At 72.7% G+C, this 20,036-nt stretch carries 17 protein-coding genes and 1 CRISPR repeat array; of the genes, 7 read left to right on the top strand and 10 right to left on the bottom strand.

Annotated elements, in window-relative coordinates; genetic code table 11:
- Positions 1–55: 55 nt before the first annotated feature.
- A complete protein-coding gene (nucS, locus tag ACFYOU_RS30190; protein ID WP_389769322.1) occupies positions 56–727 on the bottom strand; it encodes an endonuclease NucS in 672 nt (223 codons plus the stop codon).
- Between the two features lie 211 nt (positions 728–938).
- Between nucS and ACFYOU_RS30185 the strand changes: the two genes are divergently transcribed.
- A complete protein-coding gene (locus tag ACFYOU_RS30185; protein WP_387007897.1) occupies positions 939–1,331 on the top strand; it encodes an SCO5389 family protein in 393 nt (130 codons plus the stop codon).
- Between the two features lie 117 nt (positions 1,332–1,448).
- Here the strand turns inward: ACFYOU_RS30185 and ACFYOU_RS30180 are convergent, their stop codons facing one another.
- Positions 1,449–2,477, bottom strand: coding sequence for an LLM class flavin-dependent oxidoreductase (locus tag ACFYOU_RS30180; protein ID WP_391310075.1), 1,029 nt, complete (start codon positions 2,475–2,477; stop codon positions 1,449–1,451).
- Between the two features lie 215 nt (positions 2,478–2,692).
- Between ACFYOU_RS30180 and ACFYOU_RS30175 the strand changes: the two genes are divergently transcribed.
- Entirely contained in the window at positions 2,693–3,025 is a 333-nt protein-coding gene (locus tag ACFYOU_RS30175) for an ATP/GTP-binding protein (RefSeq protein WP_387007901.1), read from the top strand.
- Between the two features lie 103 nt (positions 3,026–3,128).
- Positions 3,129–3,665, top strand: coding sequence for a hypothetical protein (locus ACFYOU_RS30170; RefSeq protein WP_391310072.1), 537 nt, complete (start codon positions 3,129–3,131; stop codon positions 3,663–3,665).
- Positions 3,666–3,769: 104 nt separating this feature from the next.
- Positions 3,770–4,042: a CRISPR direct-repeat array (repeat unit 29 nt; unit sequence GTGCTCCCCGCGCGAGCGGGGGTGGACCG).
- A gap of 73 nt (positions 4,043–4,115) precedes the next feature.
- On the opposite strand, the gene ACFYOU_RS30165 is transcribed toward ACFYOU_RS30170, so the two are convergent.
- The 7 genes from ACFYOU_RS30165 to mce all read right to left on the bottom strand — a co-directional run bounded on the left by ACFYOU_RS30165 (position 4,116) and on the right by mce (position 14,467).
- Positions 4,116–4,961: an ABC transporter permease gene (locus tag ACFYOU_RS30165; RefSeq protein WP_389769344.1), complete on the bottom strand. Its 846-nt coding sequence runs from the start codon at positions 4,959–4,961 to the stop codon at positions 4,116–4,118.
- Positions 4,961–6,139, bottom strand: a complete 1,179-nt coding sequence (locus ACFYOU_RS30160) for an ATP-binding cassette domain-containing protein (protein ID WP_391310070.1) — start codon at positions 6,137–6,139, stop codon at positions 4,961–4,963. The genes ACFYOU_RS30165 and ACFYOU_RS30160 overlap by 1 nt, the downstream gene beginning before the upstream one ends.
- A 235-nt stretch (positions 6,140–6,374) precedes the next feature.
- Positions 6,375–7,145, bottom strand: coding sequence for an ABC transporter permease (locus ACFYOU_RS30155; protein ID WP_391310068.1), 771 nt, complete (start codon positions 7,143–7,145; stop codon positions 6,375–6,377).
- A gap of 1 nt (position 7,146) precedes the next feature.
- On the bottom strand, positions 7,147–8,136 hold the full coding sequence (locus ACFYOU_RS30150) for an ATP-binding cassette domain-containing protein (protein ID WP_391310065.1): 990 nt from the start codon (positions 8,134–8,136) through the stop codon (positions 7,147–7,149).
- Between the two features lie 181 nt (positions 8,137–8,317).
- Positions 8,318–9,253, bottom strand: coding sequence for a cellulose-binding protein (locus tag ACFYOU_RS30145; protein ID WP_387007922.1), 936 nt, complete (start codon positions 9,251–9,253; stop codon positions 8,318–8,320).
- Positions 9,254–9,697: 444 nt separating this feature from the next.
- Positions 9,698–13,555 carry a polarized growth protein Scy gene (gene scy, locus ACFYOU_RS30140; RefSeq protein WP_391310062.1) on the bottom strand — a complete coding sequence of 1,286 codons (3,858 nt, stop codon included), beginning with the start codon at positions 13,553–13,555 and terminating at the stop codon, positions 9,698–9,700.
- A 450-nt stretch (positions 13,556–14,005) separates the two neighbouring features.
- Entirely contained in the window at positions 14,006–14,467 is a 462-nt protein-coding gene (gene mce / locus ACFYOU_RS30135) for a methylmalonyl-CoA epimerase (protein WP_389769358.1), read from the bottom strand.
- A gap of 146 nt (positions 14,468–14,613) precedes the next feature.
- Between mce and ACFYOU_RS30130 the strand changes: the two genes are divergently transcribed.
- Together ACFYOU_RS30130 and meaB are read left to right on the top strand one after the other, a co-directional pair.
- On the top strand, positions 14,614–15,816 hold the full coding sequence (locus ACFYOU_RS30130; protein ID WP_391310059.1) for an acetyl-CoA C-acyltransferase: 1,203 nt from the start codon (positions 14,614–14,616) through the stop codon (positions 15,814–15,816).
- A 76-nt stretch (positions 15,817–15,892) separates the two neighbouring features.
- Positions 15,893–16,852, top strand: a complete 960-nt coding sequence (meaB, locus tag ACFYOU_RS30125; RefSeq protein WP_391310182.1) for a methylmalonyl Co-A mutase-associated GTPase MeaB — start codon at positions 15,893–15,895, stop codon at positions 16,850–16,852.
- A 66-nt stretch (positions 16,853–16,918) separates the two neighbouring features.
- On the opposite strand, the gene ACFYOU_RS30120 is transcribed toward meaB, so the two are convergent.
- On the bottom strand, positions 16,919–17,659 hold the full coding sequence (locus tag ACFYOU_RS30120) for a PepSY domain-containing protein (RefSeq protein WP_391310057.1): 741 nt from the start codon (positions 17,657–17,659) through the stop codon (positions 16,919–16,921).
- A 127-nt stretch (positions 17,660–17,786) separates the two neighbouring features.
- Here ACFYOU_RS30120 and ACFYOU_RS30115 point away from each other — a divergent pair, with 127 nt between their 5' ends.
- The gene (locus tag ACFYOU_RS30115) at positions 17,787–18,452 is read left to right on the top strand and encodes a response regulator (RefSeq protein ID WP_391310054.1); all 666 of its coding nucleotides are present in this window, start codon (positions 17,787–17,789) and stop codon (positions 18,450–18,452) included.
- Positions 18,449–19,933 carry an ATP-binding protein gene (locus tag ACFYOU_RS30110; RefSeq protein ID WP_391310052.1) on the top strand — a complete coding sequence of 495 codons (1,485 nt, stop codon included), beginning with the start codon at positions 18,449–18,451 and terminating at the stop codon, positions 19,931–19,933. Before ACFYOU_RS30115 ends, ACFYOU_RS30110 begins: the two co-directional genes overlap by 4 nt.
- Positions 19,934–20,036: the final 103 nt, after the last annotated feature.

Genomic DNA, 20,036 nt, shown 5'->3' with positions numbered 1-20,036 from the left:
GGTCGATGACCCGCCCGCGGCCGGGAGGCTGGTGCGCGGATTGCCGGGGGACCGGCTAGAACAGGCGGAGTTTGTCGTCCTCGATGCCGCGCAGCGCGTCGTAGTCCAGGACCGTGCACCCGATGCCCCGGTCGGTCGCGAGGACCCGGGCCTGCGGCTTGATCTCCTGCGCCGCGAACACCCCGCGCACCGGCGCGAGATGGGGGTCGCGGTTGAGCAGTTCCAGGTACCGGGTCAGCTGCTCGACCCCGTCGATCTCGCCGCGCCGCTTGATCTCCACCGCGACGGTGCCGCCCGTCGAGTCCCGGCACAGGATGTCCACCGGGCCGATCGCCGTGGGGTACTCCCGGCGGATCAGCGTGTAGCCCTCGCCGAGGGTCTCGATGCGGTCGGCGAGCAGCTCCTGGAGGTGCGCTTCCACCCCGTCCTTGATGAGTCCCGGGTCCACGCCGAGTTCGTGGGAGGAGTCGTGGAGGACCTCCTCCATGGTGATGATGAGCTTCTCCCCGCCCTTGTTCACGACGGTCCACACCCCACTGTCGTCCCCCGTGCCCTCCTTCAGGGTGCAGGGCGGCGACATCCAGTTGAGGGGCTTGTAGGCCCGGTCGTCGGCGTGGATGGACACACTGCCGTCCGCCTTGATCAAGATCAGGCGGGGGGCCGACGGAAGATGGGCGGTGAGCCGGCCCGCGTAGTCCACGGAGCAGCGGGCGATGACGAGACGCATGGTCGACCACGCTACTGGACGCCCGGCGCTCCACGCGATTCGCCCTGGAAGGACCCCGTACGCGAGTGGCCGGTTGTGGCCGCGTTCTCCTGGTGCGGTCTGGACACGGTGCTTACCGTGGAAGCGGGAGGTCGCGGAGCGTGCACGCTGCGTAGGCGGACTCCTGCCCTGTCCGTGAACCCCCGGGACCGGGGGTGCGAGAGGAGAACCCATGTCGCTCGACGTCTCACCGGCGCTCCTGGAGCAGGCCGAGCGAGGCGAGGTCGACGAAGCCGCCTTCGTCGACTGCGTCCGGACCTCCCTGCCCTTCGCATGGGAGATGATCAGCTCCCTGGTGGCCCAGCTGAAGGTGGACGGCGGCGAGTTCGCCGACAACCAGACGCCCCCGCCGGACGAGCAAGCGCGCGGCCAACTGCTGCGCGCGCTCGCCAGTGACGCGATTCGCGGCACGCTGGAGCGGCACTTCGGAGTGAGGCTCGCGTTCCAGAACTGCCACCGTGTCGCGGTGTTCCCGCTGGACCCGGGGGTGGACGCGACGCTGGCCCGCTTCACCTCGATCCGCAACCAGCTCCTCAACCAGTCGCCGGAGCTGCGTGACTGCTGACGGCCGCCCAGCGGCCCGCCGTCGTGGACCCGGCACCCGCCGCGACAGGTCCACGACGGCGGGCCGTGCGCACCACGGTCCGTGGGGCGAGCCCGCGGCCGTCGGTTCGCGCTGCCCTCACCGCAGTTGCGGCAGCACCTCGGAGCCCAGCCGGCGGATGTTCTCCTCGGTGGCCGCCAACTCGCCCGACCCCTCCGTCAGGAGGGCGAACCGGGTCAGTCCCGTGCGCTCCGCGGTGGCCGCGAGCGTGTCGGCGCAGTGCTGCGGGGTGCCCACGGGATGGAGGGAGCACAGCAGGTCCGTGTAGGCGACCGGATCGCGCATGGAGCGGGCCCGGCCGTCGACCGTGACGTGCGCCGTGAGGCCCTGGCGCAGCCAGCCCGGCATCGCCTTGCGCAGCGACTCGGACGCCTCGGCACCACGGTCGGCGATCTGGACGACCCCCGCCGAGACGTGCGCCGCGTCCAGCACCTCTTCGACGCCGAGCCCGGACGCCCGGGCGTGCGACCGCCACAGGGCCAGCATCTGCCCCTTCTCCTCGTCGGAGGCGTGCATGCCGAGCAGCATCGGCAGCCCCCGTTCCGCGGCGAGGCGCACCGAGCCCGGCGACGTACAGGCGACGACGACTTCCGGCCCCTTCGTGCCGCAGGGCCCCTGCGCCGGCTGCGGTACGACGTCCACCGGACGGAACCGGAACCGGTCCGTCTGCGCGCCGACCCGGGACTCCGTCAACCAGCGCATCAGCAGATCGAGGGATTCCGGGAAGCCCGTCTCGAACGCCGGCAACCCGGCGCCGAAGACCTCCAGGTCGACCCACGGCCCGCCCCGTCCGACCCCCAGCGAGAAGCGCCCGCCGGAGGTGATGTGCAGCAGCGACGCCTGTTCGCCGAGGGCCACCGGATGGACCGTCGGCAGCACGCTGACGGCCGTTCCCACCCGGAGCGTCCGGGTGCGGCCCAGCAGCAGCGCCGCCAGGGTGATGGCCGAGGGGCACGTGCCGTACGGCACGAAGTGGTGCTCGGCCAGCCACACCGCGTCCAACCCCGACTCCTCGGCGACCTCCGCCGTCCGCACCGCCCGGTGCAGCGCCTCCCCCTGGCTCTGCCCAGGGAACTGGGCCGCCAGGACGAAACTTCCCACGCGCATGTCTCTCCTCCTTGGCACCGGTCCCGGTGCTCCCCCTCGTTCCCCCTAGGCAACAACGCACCACCCGTGCCGAAGGCACGGCCGCCCGGAGGATTGACGGATTGTCGGGGTATTACGGGGCGATTGCGGGAACCCGGACGTGCACCCGCCGTTCGGCGTGGCGCGTAGGCTGGACGGGACCTGTCGCTGTTCCCCTGAGATCGTGAGGTGCGCCCGTGTCGCCGCGTCGTAATCGCCCCAAGGGCGGCAAGGACTTCGCAGGAGCCGGGTCCGGCGACGACCACGACCGGTACGGCGGTTTCGAGTCCGTCCACACCTGGCGTGGTGAGGAGTGGTCCGTACGCCATGTGGCGGGCGCGAGCACGGTGGGCAAGACGTACCGGTGCCCCGGCTGCGACCAGGTGATCGCCTCCGGGGTGCCGCACGTGGTCGCCTGGCCGCAGCACGCGGGCGTGGACGACCGACGGCACTGGCACAAGGCCTGCTGGTCCGCCCGCGACCGTCGGGAGAGCCGTGTGCAACGGGGGCGCGGCGCCCCGCGGCACTGACGCCGGGCCCGTCCTTCGTGGTCCGTGCCGCCCGGGTATCGTCACCTCCGGTGGACGTCACCACACCACGGTGGACGTCACGGCGGAACAGGGGTGGTACCGCATGTCCTTCTCCCTCCAGCGCCAGGCGCGGGTCCTGACGGTCGCGTTCACGGCCACGGCCGCACAACTGGGCGCCGTCGCCCTCGTCTTCGCCGTCTTCGTGGCGAGCACCGCCACCGAGTCGCCCTTCCTGCCGGTCCTGACGCTCTACGCCCTCGTGTACGCCCCGCTCGTCGTCCTGGCCCTCGCCCTGCTGGGCACGGCGCTCTACGCCCTGCCGGTGCTCGTCCTCGCGGACCGGGCCGTCGCCGCTCGGGGCGGGTCCGTCGGGCGCTGGCGGGCCGGCTTCGCCGTGGCGTTCGGCGCGATGTACGCCCTGGTGCTCACCTTCGAGGCGCCGGCGGACTACCCCTGGGCGTGCGGAGCGCTCGTCCTCGCCAGCGTGCTGCCGCTGCTCGCGATCGCCCGGTCGGACCGTCGTCGCGCCGGTGGCCGGGAACCGAGCACCGCGGGCTGGGCCACCCGGTTCTGGGGGTTCGCCCTGGTGGCCGTGCTGACCCCGGCCCTCAGCAGCGCAGCCCTCACGACGTTCGCCTAGCCGGACCGGCACTCCGGCCACCGGCTTCTGGCACCATGAACCGCACTGCGCAAGGCAACGGTCAACGACCGGCAAAGCCCCTCTGAAACCCCAGGTCAAAAAGGGTGCTCCCCGCGCGAGCGGGGGTGGACCGGCGCACCGCGGCGACCTCACCGGCTGGCGAGCGTGCTCCCCGCGCGAGCGGGGGTGGACCGGACTTCAGAGACCTGGTCGAGGCCCACGGGAAGTGCTCCCCGCGCGAGCGGGGGTGAACCGCCGACCTTTGACGGCATCGTCTGGGGCGCCAAGTGCTCCCCGCGCGAGCGGGGGTGGACCGACGATGTCTCCCGCGCTGAAGGCGGTGCAGCGGTGCTCCCCGCGCGAGCCGGGGTGGATCGCCCCCACGCACTGCGCCCCCGGCGCCCTCCGAAGGGAGAGGCGCCGGGGGCGCAGTGCGTGCGGGTGTCCGGGTCAGACGTCCCGGCGGTCGAGCAGGGCGAAGGCGCCCACGACCGCGGCGACCGTCAGGACGATCAGGAAGACCAGCTGCGGGGTGCCGGTGCTGTCCCCGTCGAGCATGAAGATCTTCGCGAGGGCGTTGGGCGCGGCGTAGTCCGCCATCGTCTCGCCGAAGTCACGGGTGCTCGGGGAGATCATCAGGAAGGCGGGCATGATCGAGGGGACCAGCACCGCACCGAGCATCGTGGTGATCGCGCCCGCCGAGTGCCGCAGCATCGCACCGACGGCGACGGACAGCACGCCGATCAGCGAGACGTACAGGGACCCCTTGAAGACGGTGCCGAACCAGGGCTCGCTGCTGGAGCCGCCGTGCATGCCGGCGGTCACCACGCCCACGAAGCTGGTCGCGAGGACCGACACCGTGAACGCCACCGCGAAGAAGATGAGGAACTTCGCGGCGAGCACCCGCCAGCGCGCGGGCGAGGCGGTGAGCGTGGTGCGGATCATGCCCGTGCCGTACTCGGAGGAGATCACCAGGACGCCCAGGGTGATCAGGCAGATCTGCCCCAGCACCAGTCCGAAGAACGCGGGGATCGTGTACGGAGTGTCCACGTAGTCGTCGCCGCTCGTCTGCCCCGCGACGAGCAGTCCGAGCCCGATGACCAGGGCGAGGAACGTGCCGAGCGTCCACATCGTGGAGCGCACCGACTTGATCTTCGTCCACTCGGAGGTGAGGGCGTGTCCCAGGTGGGTGCGCGTGATGGGGATCGGCGAGGTGTACGCGCCGCCGGGCTGCTGCCAGGCGGCGGCCGGGGCCGCCGGTGCCTGCTGCGGGGGCGGCGTGGGCGCGGTGCTCATCAGGATCCCTCGGTGATCTGCTGGGTCGGGGCGGAGGCGCGGGGGGCCGCGGGGGCCACCACCGGCGGGGCCGGGGTCGCGTACGGGTTCGGCACGGTCGGTGCGGGTCCGGCGCCCTGCGGCGGCAGCGCGAACGGCTGTCCGCCCTGCTGCGGCGGCGGGGGCGCGTACCAGCCGGGCTGGCCCTGGCCCGCCACCGGCATCTCGGGTGACGGCAGCGCGCCGGGCGGCAGCTGCTGCTGGAGGCCGGCCTTCAGGTCGACGGTGGAGCGGTAGTCCACCACGCCCTGGGTCATCCGCATGTACGCCTCCTCCAGTGACGCCTGGTGCGGCGACAGCTCCCAGAGGCGGACGTCGTGGCCGTGCGCGAGGTCGCTGATCCGGGGCAGCTTCAGCCCCATGACCCGCAGGGCGCCGTCCGGCTCGGACAGCACCTGGCCGCCCGCCTCGGTCAGTGCCGCCGTCAGCTTCTCGCGCTGCTCGGGCTCGCTGTCCGGGGTGCGCACGCGGGCGAAGTCGGCGGAGTTGTGCGAGATGAAGTCGCCCACGCTCATGTCGGCGAGCAGCTGACCGCGGCCGATGACGATGAGGTGGTCGGCGGTGAGCGCCATCTCGCTCATCAGGTGGGAGGAGACGAAGACGGTGCGGCCCTCGGCGGCCAGCGACTTCATCAGGTTGCGCACCCAGAGGATGCCCTCCGGGTCGAGACCGTTGACCGGCTCGTCGAAGAGGAGGACCTGGGGGTCGCCCAGGAGCGCCGCGGCGATGCCGAGGCGCTGGCCCATGCCGAGGGAGAAGCCCTTGGACCGCTTGCGGGCCACCTCCTGGAGGCCCACCACCCCGAGGACCTCGTCCACCCGGCGGGCCGGAATGCCCGAGAGCTGCGCCAGGCACAGCAGGTGGTTGCGGGCGTGCCGACCGCCGTGCACCGCCTTGGCGTCGAGCAGGGCACCGACCTGGCGGGGGGCGTTGGGGAGCTTGCGGTAGGGGTAGCCGCCGATCGTCACCTGTCCCGAGGTGGGCTCGTCCAGCCCGAGGATCATGCGCATCGTCGTCGACTTGCCGGAACCGTTGGGTCCCAGGAAGCCGGTGACGGAGCCGGGCCGCACCTGGAAGGAAAGGTTGTACACGGCCGTCTTGGCGCCGTAGCGCTTCGTCAGGCCGACTGCCTCGATCATGCTCCGCACACCCATCCGCAGGTTCAGGACGTCGGGGCACACGCCCCCGTAAGGATTAGGAGGATATCCGGGCCTTGACGGTTCCAGCCAAAAGCGGATCAGCCGTCGAACGGCGGGATCTCGTCCCTGCCGTCCGCCCGGACCCTCCCCCCACCCCCGTCCCGCCGCCCTCTCCCTCCCCGGTGCCCGCGGTCCCCTACTACCCTGCGCCCCGTCCTGCCCGGTGCGCACGGGCTCAGGCGTCCCGGCGCTTCAGCAGCACGTAGCCGCCGATCAGGGCGGCGACCACCCAGACGACCATGATCGCCAGACCGCCCCAGGGGCCGTACGGGGTGTCGTCGTTCGGCGGGGTGACCACCTGCATCACCTTGGCGCCCGCCTGGTCCGGGAGGAACCGTCCGATCTCCTTCGTCGCCGACACATTGGCGAGGATGGCGGAGACCAGGAAGAAGAACGGCATCAGGATGCCCAGCGACAGCATCGGACTGCGCAGCATCGTCGCGACGCCCATCGAGAACAGCGCGATCAGGGCCATGTAGAGACCGCCGCCGATCACCGCCCGCAACACCCCCGGGTCGGAGATCGCCGCGCGGTGCTCGCCGAGCGCCGCCTGCCCCAGGAAGAACGTCGTGAAGCTGGTGACCAACCCGACCACCAGGGCCAGCGCCGTCGCCACCGCCAGCTTCCCGGCCAGGAACAGACCCCGCTGCGGCACGGCGGCCAGCGAGGTGCGGATCATGCCGGTGCTGTACTCGTTCGAGACCACCAGCACCCCGAACACGATCATCGCGAGCTGTCCGAGACTCATCCCGGCGAAGCTCACGATCGTCGGGTCGAAGGCGTACTGGTCCTCCCGGCTCAGATTGCCGAACTCGTTCTTCGCCAGCACGCTGATCAGCACGCCGAGCGCGACCGTCACCACGAACGCCAACGACAGCGTCCACACCGTGGACGCCACCGACCGGATCTTGGTCCACTCCGACCGGATCACCTGGCCCGCCGCCATCTCAGGCCCCCTTCCCGTCGCGCCGCTGCCAGTCCTCGCCCCACCCGGGCCCGGGCGGTGGCGCCGCGCCGCCGTCGGGCACGCCGGGATCGTGGGCGTGGTACTCCACCGAACCGGCGGTCAACCGCATGAACGCCTCCTCCAACGAAGCCTGCTGGGGACTCAGCTCGTGCAGCACCACCCGGTGCTCCGCGGCCAGCTCGCCCAGCTTCTCGGACCCGTGCCCGTCGACCTCCAGGGCGCCGCCCGCCGCCTCGACGACGGTGATCCCGTTCTGGTGCAGCACGTCGAGCAGCCGTTCGGGCTGCGGGGTGCGCAGTCGGACGTACGAGCGGGAGTTCTCCCGGATGAAGTCCGCCATCGACGTGTCCGCGAGCAGCCGCCCCTGACCGATCACCACCAGGTGGTCGGCGGTGAGCGCCATCTCGCTCATCAGGTGGGAGGAGACGAAGACGGTGCGGCCCTCGGCGGCCAGCGACTTCATCAGGTGCCGGATCCAGTGGATGCCCTCCGGGTCGAGACCGTTGACCGGCTCGTCGAACATCAGCACGCGCGGGTCGCCGAGCAGGGCCCCCGCGATGCCGAGCCGCTGCCCCATGCCCAGCGAGAACCCCTTCGCCTTCTTCTTCGCCACCGCCGTCAGGCCCACCGTGTCGAGCACCTCACCCACCCGGGCCCGCGGGATGCCGTTGGACTGCGCCAGGCACAGCAGGTGGTTGTACGCACTGCGCCCGCCGTGCATCGCCTTGGCGTCCAGCAGCGCACCGATCGCCGTGAGCGGGTCCCGTAGCCGGTCGTAGTGCTGCCCGTCGATCCGTACCTCGCCCGCGGTCGGATGGTCGAGTCCCAGCATCATCCGCATCGTGGTCGACTTCCCGGCCCCGTTGGGACCGAGGAACCCGGTGACGATCCCGGGTCGCACGGTGAACGTCAACCCGTCCACCGCCAGCTTGTCACCGAACCGTTTGGTCAGCCCCTGGAGCTCGATCATCCCCCCACGCTAAGCGGTGCGGATCGCTCCTGCCTGTTGTACGGACCTACAGAACCCGGACCGGTGACCAGGTGCCGCTCCGTCAGCCCGCCGGCCCCCGCACGCGCATGTGCCCGGCGCGGCCGTCGGGGCCGTACCGGGCACATGAAGCCGGTCCGCGTGAGGGAACGCGGAGCAGCGACTACCGGGTCTGCTGCGCCGGGACACCCCGCGACACGGGCTCGTCCTCGACCGGGGAGCTGGCCGCGGCCACCGCCGCGCCCGTGAGCGTCGCCAGCATCTCGCGCACATTGGTGAGCTGCGCGTTGATGGAGTCGCGACGGTTGGTGAGGGCCGCCAGCTCACGCTCGGATTCGCTGCGGATGCGGTCCGCCTTGGCGTTGGCGTCGGCCACGATGTCCTCGGCCTGGCGCTGCGCCGTCTCCACGGTCTGGCGGGCGCGGCGCTCCGCGTCGGTGCGCAGCTTCTCGGCCTCCAGGCGCAGCTGCTCGGCGCGGTGCTCGATCTCGGCCAGACGCTTCTCGGCCTTCGCCTGACGCGACGCCAGGTCCCGCTCCGACTGCTCGCGGCGCTTGGCCAGATTGGTCTCGAAGTCGGCGGCGGCCTGAGCGGCCTTCGCACGGGTCTCCTCGAAGAGGGCGTCCGCCTCCTCGCGCTTCGACTGGGCGTCCTTCTGGGCCTCGGCCCGCAGCGAGGAAGCCTCGCCCTTCGCCTTCTCGACGATCCGCAGGCCCTCGTCCTCGGCCTTCGCCTTGCGGTCCGCCGCGAACGTCTCGGCGTCGTTGCGCACCTGCTGGGCCGCCGACTCGGCCAGCTCCCGGTGCTGCTCGGCGGCGCGCCGGGCCTCTTCGCGCAGGTCCTTCGCCTCCTCCTCGGCGAGGCGGAGGATCTTCTCGACGCGCGCGCCGAGGCCGGCGTACGACGGCTCGGCGTCGCTGACCTGTGCCTGGGCGTTCTGCGTTTCGAGGTGGAGTTCCTCGATCCGCTTCTCCAGCGCGGTGATCCGGGTCAGGGCACTGTCGCGATCGGAGACGAGCTTGGAAATGCGTTCGTCCACCTGAGCGCGGTCGTACCCACGCCGCACAAGCTCGAAGCCGTAGGGGGAAGTGTCGCTCATGGGGTTCCTGTCGAATGAGACCGGTGAGGTGATAGGGGGAATCCTAGGGGGCGGAACGGCGTGTCATCGAGCGGATACAGTTTTGATGCGGAGAATGACACCCCTTTTGGGTGGCGGAGCCCACCGGTAGGGAGCCGAGACACCGTCAACCACAGCCAACAAGCACGGACATCGGTGGGGCAAGGGCCCGGAGGCCACGAGACGCCATCGATTTCGGCCGAATCGCGCAGTCGTGCGTTGCGCCCGTAGTGGACTGGCCGTCAGTGTGGTGGCCGTTTCCGGCTCGTCCGTCAGGTTGCGGTTCGTCGTGGTTGCTCGCGCAGTTCCCCGAGCCCCCCATGGGGCGCTCCAGTGCGAGGGCGCCGCCCCGCCCCGGGTCCGCCCTGAAGGGGCGCGGGCAACCGCAGCGCACCCGCAGGCGACCCCGACGGCCCGCGCGCCCGGCTAGCTTCCGGACGGCTTGCCGTTCGGCCGGGCGGCTCCCGCCGCGGCGGGAGCCTTGACCCCCGCGGCGCCGGCCGGTTTGTTCCCGCTCGGCGGCGCCTCGAAGGACTCCAGCGCCTCCAGCACGTCCTGGACCCGGGAGATCTCCGCATTGATGTCCTGCCTGCGGCGCACCAACACGTCGAGTTCCCGCTGTCCTTCGTCGACCGTCTGCTTGGCCTGCTGCTCGGCCTCGGACCGGAGGCGCTCGGCCTCCCGGGTCAACTCGGCCTTCTTCGCCTCGGCCTCCTTCAGCAGGCCCTCGGCCTTCTTCACGGCCGCGATCCTGACCCGACCCGCCTCGGAGTTCGCGTCCGCCATCAGGTCCTTGGCCTTGGCCTGCGCCTCGGCCAACTGCTCCTCGGCGGCCTTCACCAGCGCGTCGCACCGTTCGCCCGCGGACCGCATGGCCTCCGACGACTCCCGGCGCGCCCGCTCGTGCAGTTCCTCGATCTCGCCGGTGATGCGCTCGCGCAGCTCCTCCGCCCGCTCCCTTATGGCAGTGGCGTCCCGGCGCGCGCCGACCAGCAGTTCGTCCGCGTCCGTGCGGGCCCGTTCCACCAGCGAGTTGCCCTCGACGGTGGCCTCCGCGACGAGCCGTTCGGCCTCCGCACGGGCCGCCCCGACCATCGTGTCGGCCTGCTCCTCGGCGTCCGCCGTGGTCGTGCGGGCCTTCTCCTGCGAGTCGTTGGTGAGCTTGTCCGCCTCCGACACGGCCTCCGTGATGAGCGCGTCGACCTGCTCGGCCGCTTCCGAACGCCGCTTGTTGGCGTCCTTGCGGGCCTGGTCCATCGTCCGCTCGGCCGCGTTGCGCGCCTCGCCGAGCACCTGCTCGACCTCGGTACGGGCCTGGGTGCGGATCCGCTCGGACTCCGTGCGGATGCGCTCCGCGTGCTGCTGCGCCGACGCGACCGTCTCCGACGCCTGGGCCCGCAGCCGCTCCGCCTCGCCGGTGGCCTCCGCGACCATCTGCTCGGCCCGTGCCATCGACTCGCTGCGGGTGCGTTCGGCCGTCGCCGTCGTCTCCGTGCGCAGGCGCTCCGCCTCCCGGTTCGCCTCCCCGACGAGCTGGTCGGCCTGGCCCGCCGCCTCGGAGCGGATGCGGTTCGCGTCCTCCCGGGCCTCGGCCCGGGTCCGTGAGGCGTTCTGCTCGGCCGTGCCGATGGTGTCGGCGGCCTCGGTCCTGGCCCGCTGCGCGTGCTCGGAGGCGTCCGAGCGCACCCGCTCCGCCTCCGCGATCGCCTCGCTGACCGTGCGCTCCGCGAGCGCCTTCGCCGCCTCGGTCTCCTCCTGGGCCTCCCGGCGCACCCGGGACGCGTCCTCGCCGGCCCGCTCCCGCTCCGCGTACGCATCGGCGCGGACCCGGTCGGCTTCCTCCTGGGCCTCCGTCCGGGTGCGCTCCGCCGCGTGTTCGGCGGCGCTGCGCAGTCCGGTGACCTCCTCCTGCGCCTGTTCCTGGAGCCCGGCCACCGCGTCCCGTACGGACTGGGCCGTCTGTTCGGCGCTGCTGACCAGCTCCGTGGCGCGGCGGTCCGCCTCCTCGCCCAGCCGGGTCGCCTCGGTCTGCGCCTCCTCGACCCGTCCGCGCGCCGAGGCGAGCAGTTCCTCGCTGCGGGTGCGGGCCCGCTCCCGCTCCTGGTCGGCCTCGGTGCGGGCCGCCCCGAGCAGTTCCTCGGCCTCCCGGCGCCGTCGCGCCGCCTCTTCCTGCGCGGCGGTCAGCGCCTCGGCGGCCTCGGTGGCCGTCCGCTCGGCCGCCGCGGCGGCCTCCGCACGCACCCGGTCGGCCTTCTCCCGGGCGTCGACCGACAGCCGTTCCGCCTCCGCGGCGGCCTCCGCGCGCACCCGCACGGCGACGTTCTCGCCCTCGGCGCGGGCCGTGGCGGCGTCCGCCGCGGCCTCGGTGCGCAGCCGCTCCGCCTCCTCCTCGGCCTGTGCCTGGAGGGTGCGGGCGCGTTCCGCGGCCTCGGTGCGCAGCCGCTCGGCTTCCTCGGTGGTCTCCCGACGCACCCGGGACGCCTCGTCCCGCGCGTCCTTCAGCGCCTGCTCGGCGGAGGCCAGCCGGTCCTCTGCCTCGCCGCGCAGGCGGGCCAGCTCCTCGTCGGCCTCCGCGCGCTGGGCGGATACCGCCCGCTCGGTCTCCTCGCGCAGTTCCCGGGCCACCCGCTCGGCGGCCGAGGTGGTCTGCTCGGCCTGCTCCTCGGCCTCCGCGCGCTGCCGTTCGGCCTCGCCGCGGGTGCGCTCCAGGGTCTCCTCGGCCTGTTTGCGCAGGGTCGTGGCGCGTTCGATCGCCTCGGTGCGGACCCGCTCGGCCTCGGTCTGCGCGGCCTTGCGCAGCTCGTCCGCGTCGGCCCGCGACTTCGCGAGGAGTTCCTCGGCGGTCTTGGCCGCCTCCTCGATCTGCTGCACGGCCTCGCGCCGGGCCTCGCCCCGGATGCGCTCGCCCTCCGCGACGGCGTCGGCCCGCAGCTGCTCGGCCTCGCCGCGCAGCCTGCGGGCCTCCTCCTGGAGCTCGACCGTCTTGGCGCGGTACTCCTTGGTGTCGTCCTGGGCCGCGCCCTTGAGCTGCTCGGCGATGTCGTTCGCCTCGCCGCGCAGCCGCTCCGCCTCGGCCTCGGCCTCGCCGCGCAGGCGTTCGGCCTCCTCGGCGGCGGCCTTGGTGGTGGCCCGGGCGTCCTCGGTGGCCTTGGTCAGCACCTCCTCGGCGGTGCGGGCGGCCTTGCCGAGCTGGGAGGCGGTCTCCTCGGCGGTGACCGTACGGGCCTTCTCGGCGGCCTCGGCGACGATCTTCTCCGCCTCGGCCCGGGCGTCCTCGACCAGCTGCTCGGCCTCGGCCTTGGTGTTCTCGGCCTCCTTGGTGGCCTCGCCGACCAGCCGGGCGACCTGCTCCTTGGCGGTCCGGGTGCGCTGCTCGTTGGCGGACTCGGCGCTCGCGAGCCGTTTCGCGGCGGCGTCCTTGGCCTCGGTGAGGAGCTTCTCGGACTCGGTGCGCGCGGTGCGCAGCGCGGTCTCCGCCTCCGTCATCCGTTCCTCGGCGGCGCGCGCCTGTTCGGCGGACTGACGGCGGGCCTGGTCGGACTCGGCGGCGGTGGTGCTGCGCAGTTGTTCGGCGCGGTCGGTGGCCTCCTGCGCCTGTGCGGAGGCCGTGTTGAGCATGCGTTCGGCGTCGGCGCGGGCCCGTCGCATCAGGGCTTCGGCGTCGGTGCGGGCGGACTCCGCCTCGGCGACGACCCGCTGCCGGGCCTCGTCGGCGACGCGCTGGGCCTCGCTGCGGGCGGCGGCGAGCGCCTGTTCGGCCTCGGCGCGGGACTCGTCGAGCAGTCGGCGGGCCTGCTGTTCGGTCCGGGCGCGCAGTTGTTCCGCCCAGGCGACGTTCTCGTTGACGTGGGACTCGACGGTGGCGCGGCGCTCGGAGAGTTCCTGGTCGAGCTGCTGACGGCGCGAGACGGCCTCGGCGTGCAACTCGGACTGGAGTCTGGCCTGCTGTTCCGCGTGCTCCTGGCGCAGTCGCTGGGTCTGGGCGCGGACGTCGCGCAGCTCGCGCTCGGTGTCGGCGCGCAACTGCTCGGCCTGGACCTGGGCGTTGCGCATCATCTGCTCGGCTTGGTAGCCGAGGTCCCCGCCGTCGTAGGCGGGGCGCGTCGCGAGGGTGCGCCGCGCTTCGTGCAGCTTGGCCCGTAGCACTTCGACCTGGTAGCCGCGGTCCTCGGCGTGCTGAACGGCCTTCTCCCGCTCGGTCTTCAGCCGCTCCATCTCGGCCTCGAACCGAGAGAGGTGGTCGACGTCAGCCCGCTCTCGCTCCTGGCGTTCGTAGCCCCGCACTGCGCGGTCCCATCCGTCCCCTGGTCGTAACGCTCTCCAACGAGCACCGTTCATCCGCCCGAACGGGGCCCCCGGGGAAATGGTGTCAGATCACCGGCGGAGCCTGGGCAGCCGCCCCGACGCACGCCCCGACACCCGGACCCCGGCCATGGACCGCCCCAACGATGTGGCGGCCGTTGCCAACCCTACCGGCCCCCGTCTCCCTCTTGGCCTGGCCGACGACGTTTTCCTGCCGGGGCGCCCTGGTTGCCGCCGCGGTCCGCACGGTGCGAAGGCCCCGGTGACCGCGGGGAGGGGAGGGGGAGCGGGTGCGGCGGAGGGCCGGAACGCGGGGGGCGCCCGGCCCGGGCGTGCCGTCGCGGGGCCGGCCGGGCGGCGCAGACGTACGGACCGCGCGGTACGTCCCCGCCCCGTCCGACCCGCCCGGGGTCCACGGGGACGGGAACCGGTTCAGGGGGCGGGGTGTCCCCCGGGCGGGTCGGACGGGGCGGGGGGCGCGGAGGTCACCAGTTCGGTGAGGATCCCGTGGCAGTCCTTGGGGTGCAGGAAGGTGATCCGGGAGCCCATCGAGCCGCGCCGGGGCTCCTCGTACAGGACCCGTACGCCCTTGTCGCGGATGTCCGCCGCGTCGGCGTCCACGTCGGCGGTGCCGAACGCGACGTGGTGGACGCCCTCCCCGTTCTTGGCCAGCCACTTGCCGACCGGGGAGTCCTCACGGACCGGTTCGAGCAGCTGCAGGTAGGTGGCGCCGCCGTCGTCCGTACCGTTGATCCTCAGCATCGCCTCACGGACGCCCTGCTCCTCGTTGATCTCGGAGTGGTACACCTCGAAGCCGTACGTGGCACGGTAGAACTCGACCGTCTTGTCGAGGTCGAAGCAGGCGATCCCGATGTGATCGATACGCGTCAGCATCCCCCTAGTCCATCGGTCCGCACGGGGTCACGCAAGGTGTGCGCCGTCACACTCGACGGGCGATGACCCCGGGGCGTACCGCTCAGTACATTTGAAGTAAACCCTCGTTCACTTCTCAGCAGCACGCTGAAAGGGGATCACCCGTCATGTCGGGAACGACCGGTACCACCTCAGTGATCGTCGCGGGAGCACGCACGCCCATGGGCCGTCTGCTCGGCTCCCTGAAGTCCTTCTCGGGCGCTGACCTCGGCGGATTCGCCATCAAGGCCGCACTGGAGCGGGCCGGGATCGACGGCGACCAGGTGCAGTACGTGATCATGGGGCAGGTGCTCCAGGCCGGCGCCGGCCAGATCCCCGCCCGGCAGGCCGCCGTCAAGGCGGGCATCCCGATGGACGTGCCCGCGCTCACCATCAACAAGGTCTGTCTCTCCGGGCTGGACGCGATCGCGCTGGCCGACCAGCTGATCCGCGCCGGTGAGTTCGACGTGGTCGTCGCGGGCGGCCAGGAGTCCATGACCAACGCCCCCCACCTCCTGCCCAAGTCGCGCGAGGGCCACAAGTACGGGGCGATCGAAATGCTCGACGTGATGGCGCACGACGGGTTGACCGACCCGTTCGAGTCCATCGCCATGGGGGAGTCCACCGAGAAGCACAACACCCGCCTCGGCATCGGCCGCGCCGAGCAGGACGCGCTGGCCGCGCAGTCGCACCAGCGGGCCGCCGCGGCCCAGAAGAACGGTGTCTTCGCGGCCGAGATCACGCCGGTCGAGGTGGTCCAGCGGCGCGGCGAACCGGTGCTGGTCGACCGGGACGAGGGCATCCGGGCCGACACCACCGCCGAGTCGCTGGGCAAGCTGCGCCCCGCCTTCGCCGCGGACGGCACCATCACCGCCGGGTCCGCCTCCCAGATCTCCGACGGGGCCGCCGCGGTCGTCGTCATGAGCAAGGCGAAGGCCCGGGAACTGGGCCTGGACTGGATCGCCGAGATCGGCGCCCACGGCAATGTCGCGGGCCCCGACAACTCCCTGCACTCCCAGCCGTCCCGGGCCGTGCTGCACGCCCTCGGCAAGGAGGGCATCGGCGTCGACGACCTCGACCTCATCGAGATCAACGAGGCGTTCGCCGCGGTCGCCCACCAGTCAATGCAGGACCTCGGGGTGTCCGCGGAAAAGGTGAACGTCAACGGGGGCGCCATCGCCCTCGGCCATCCGATCGGGATGTCCGGCGCCCGGCTCGTCCTGCACCTCGCACTGGAGCTGAAGCGGCGCGGCGGCGGCATCGGCGCGGCGGCGCTGTGCGGGGGCGGCGGCCAGGGCGACGCGTTGATCGTCCGGGTGCCGAAGGGCTGACCGCACCGTCGCGGGCAGCACAACCGAAGCGACCGCGGGCAGCGTCGTCCGCGGTCCCAGGAAGGGAACCGTGCGCGTGAACAGTGACGTCTCCTCGCTGGTGGCCGCAGCCCGCAGCGGGCGGCCGAGGGCCGTCGCCCGGCTGATCACCCTGGTGGAGGGGGCGTCGCCGCAACTGCGCGAGGTGATGGCCGCCCTGGCCCCCCTCACCGGCAACGCCTACGTGGTGGGCCTCACCGGGCCGCCCGGCGTCGGCAAGTCGACGACCACCTCGGCGCTCGTCACCGCCTACCGACGCCAGGGCAAGCGGGTCGGGGTGCTCGCCGTCGACCCCTCGTCCCCGTTCTCCGGGGGCGCACTGCTCGGGGACCGGGTGCGGATGTCCGACCACGCCTCCGACCCGGGCGTCTACATCCGGTCGATGGCCACCCGCGGCCACCTCGGCGGGCTGGCCTGGGCGGCGCCGCAGGCCATCCGGGTCCTGGACGCCGCCGGCTGCGACGTGATCCTGGTGGAGACGGTCGGGGTGGGCCAGTCCGAGGTGGAGATCGCCGCCCAGGCCGACACCTGTGCGGTGCTGCTCGCCCCGGGGATGGGGGACGGCATCCAGGCCGCGAAGGCGGGGATCCTGGAGATCGGCGACCTGTACGTGGTGAACAAGGCCGACCGGGACGGTGCCGACGCCACCGCCCGGGAGCTGAACCACATGCTGGGCCTGGGGGAGGCCCGCGGCCCGGGGGACTGGCGTCCGCCGATCGTCCGGACCGTCGCGGCCCGGGCCCAGGGCATCGACGAGGTCGTCGAAGCCCTGGAGAAACACCGCGCCTGGATGGAGGAACGGGGGGTTCTCCTCCATCGCAGGCGGGCGCGTGCGGCCCGTGAGGTCGAGACGATCGCCGTCACCGCCTTGCGGGAACGGCTGGCCGACCTGCACGGGGACCGTCGGCTCCGGGGGCTCGCCGAGGACGTCGCCGCGGGCCGTACCGACCCCTACACGGCGGCCGACGTGTTGACCCGGGCGCTGACCGAGGGCTGACGTCCGGGGCCCGGTGGGGTCCGGGCCCGGTGGGGTCCGGGCCCGGTGGGGTCAGCGGCCTCGGCCTCAGTCGTCGGAGCCGTCGGAGTCGTCGGAGTCCGCCGTGTCCTTGGCGGGCACGGTCTTGGCCGTGTCGAGCGAGACCGTCCAGTCGCGCTCGGTGCCGTTGCTCAGCACCTCGACGTCCCAGGCGCCCTTCTTGCCGTCCTCGTCGAGGTCCAGCGAGATCACGGTGCCCTTCGCGGCGGCCACCTCCGCCGCCTGCTGGGCGCTCACCGCGGCGCCCTTCGCCACGGCCAGCTCGTTCTTGGTGTCGTTCCGGTCGTCCTTGTCGTCGGAGTCGTCCTTGTCGAGGGACGAACCGAGGACCTTGCCGGTGCCGGGGTCGACGACGACGGTGTACACGTCCCGCTTGCCGTCGATCACCTCGATGTCCCAGGCGACCTTGCCGTCGTCCTCGTCCAGGTCGACGGAGACGGCGGTGCCGGAGCGCTCGCCCAGAGCGGTGGCGATCGCGTCGGCCGCGGTGACCTTCACGCCGGCGGGGAGCCGGCCGGTGTCCTCGCGGTCGTCGTCCCGTCCGTCCCGGTCGTCCGCACGGTCGTCCTCGCGGTCGTCCTCGCGGTCGTCCTTGTCGTCACGGTCGTCGTTGTCGTCGCCGGCGTCGTCGGTCAGCTGGACGCTGGACTTCTGCACCGTCCGGTCGTCGTCACCGCCGTCGGCACCCGCCACCGCGACGGCCGTGGCCGTGCCCGTGCCCACCAGCAGTGCGCCAGTGATGGCGGCGATCAGGACCTTGCGCTTCATGAACCCTCCCGAGTCCGCAGTTCGGTGCTTGTTCGGTGTCTGCGGTAACCAATCTGCAGAAGACATGCTGAAGCGATGCTGAAACCGGCTGAAGGGATCTTCAGGTTCCGTTTGGGAGGCTGTGCACATGCGCCTTTTGATCGTGGAGGACGAGAAGCGGCTCGCACTGTCGCTCGCCCGGGGACTGACCGCCGAAGGGTTCGCCGTGGACGTCGTCCACGACGGGCTCGAAGGGCTGCACCGGGCCAGTGAGGGCGCCTACGACCTGGTCGTCCTCGACATCATGCTGCCCGGCATGAACGGCTACCGGATCTGCGCCGCCCTGCGCGCCGCGGGCCACGACGAACCGATCCTGATGCTCACGGCGAAGGACGGCGAGTACGACGAGGCCGAGGGGCTCGACACCGGGGCCGACGACTACCTGACGAAACCGTTCTCCTATGTGGTGCTCGTCGCCCGGGTCAAGGCCCTGCTGCGGCGCCGCGGACGCGTCGGCGGCTCGCCCGTGCACGTCCTCGGCGACCTCGTGGTGGACACCGCCGCCCATCAGGTGCGGCGCGGCCCGGACGAAGTACCCCTCACCGCGAAGGAGTTCGCCGTACTGGAGCAGCTGCTCCTGCGGTCCGGGGAGGTGGTCTCCAAGAGCGAGATCCTGGAACACGTCTGGGACTTCGCGTACGACGGCGACCCCAACATCGTCGAGGTGTACGTGAGCGCGCTCCGCCGCAAGCTGGGGGCCTCCCTCATCCGGACCGTGCGCGGCGCCGGCTACCGCCTGGAGACCGGGCGATGAGACGGCTGTTCGGCTCGGTCCGCGCCCGGGCCACCCTGGGGGCGACGCTCGTGGTGGCCGTCGCGCTGGTCGCCGTCGGCGCCGGGCTGCTGCTCGCGCTGCGCGCCAGCCTCATCGGTCAGGCGGGCAGCCAGGCGGACTCCACCGCCAACCGGGTCGCCTCCCAACTGGTGTCCGGCGTGGGCTACCGCGAGCTGGACCTGCCCGACGGCGAGGACGGCCGCCCCGTACAGGTCCTCGACGCGCAGGACCGGGTGGTCGCCGTCAGCGAGGGGCTGGAGCGCATCAGCGGCACGGCCTCGGACGAGGTGCGCCCGCACTCCGGGCCGCCCGCGTCCGACGGCGCGAAGGACCGCGACGGCGAGGACTCCGAGGACGCGCACGACCGGGACGACCGGGCCGACGACGAGGCCGCCGACCCCGAGGACCGGGAGCGGGGGGAGATCTCCGACGAACCGGTGCACAGCGACGGCACGGCGACCGTGGACGGGGAGTCCGCCGCGTACCTGTTCGCCCGGATCGACCTGGAGGCTCCCGACAAGGGCGAGCTACGGGTGTACGCGGGCGCCCCGCTCTCCGCGGAGCGCAGCGCCGTCGACACGGCGACGACCGCGATGCTCATCGGCTTCCCGCTGCTGCTCGGCGTGGTGGGCGGGGTGACCTGGCTGGTGACCCGGCGGGCGCTGCGACCCGTTGCGGACATCCGGCAGGAGATGGCGGCGATCACTGCCTCCGAGGACCTGCGACGGCGCGTTCCGGTGCCGGGCACCCATGACGAGATCGCCCGGCTCGCGCGCACCACCAACGTCACGCTGGCCGCCCTGGAGTCGTCGGTGGAGCGGCAGCGCCGGTTCGTCGCCGACGCCTCCCACGAGTTGCGCAGCCCGATCGCTTCGCTGCGCACCCAGCTGGAAGTGGGCGCCGCACACCCCGAGTTGCTGGATCTGGAGGGTGCGGTCGCGGACACGGTGCGGCTCCAACAGCTGGCCGCGGACCTGTTGTTGCTCGCCCGGCTGGACGCGGGGGAGCGGCCGGGGGACGCGCGGCTGGACCTCGCGGCGCTGGCCCGGGAGGAACTGTCCCAGCGGGTCGGCGACCGGGTGCCCGTAGAGCAGGAGCTCGTCGAGGACGTCGAAGTGGCGGGTTCCCGAGGACAGTTGACCCGGGTGCTGGGCAATCTGGTGGACAACGCCCAGCGGCACGCGGCCACGGGCGTGCGGGTGACGGTCGGGGTGCGCGACGGGTCCGCGGTGCTCGCCGTCGGGGACGACGGGGACGGGGTGCCGGAGGCGGAGCGGGAGCGGATCTTCGAACGGTTCGTGCGGTTGGACGACGCCCGCAGCCGGGACGACGGCGGGGCGGGGCTCGGGTTGGCGATCGCCCGGGACGTGGCCCTGCGGCACGGGGGCACCCTCACGGTGCGGAGCTCGGCTGCGGGCGGTGCCCTGTTCGAGCTGGTGCTCCCGCTCGCCGGCGCCTGACGGTCGCCGGGCCCGGCGGTCACGGGGTCCGGCGGTCCAAGGGGCTGGCGGACACGGGGGTGTGACGAGGGCGGGCACCCCGGATCGGGGCGCCCGGTGTCGT

Origin of the sequence: Streptomyces sp. NPDC005955 (genome assembly GCF_042871255.1) — a bacterium.
In the GTDB taxonomy this organism is placed as follows: Bacteria; Actinomycetota; Actinomycetes; order Streptomycetales; family Streptomycetaceae; genus Streptomyces.
The sequence above is the reverse complement of the archived record's forward strand: the minus strand, read 5'-3'. Positions and strand labels throughout refer to the sequence as shown.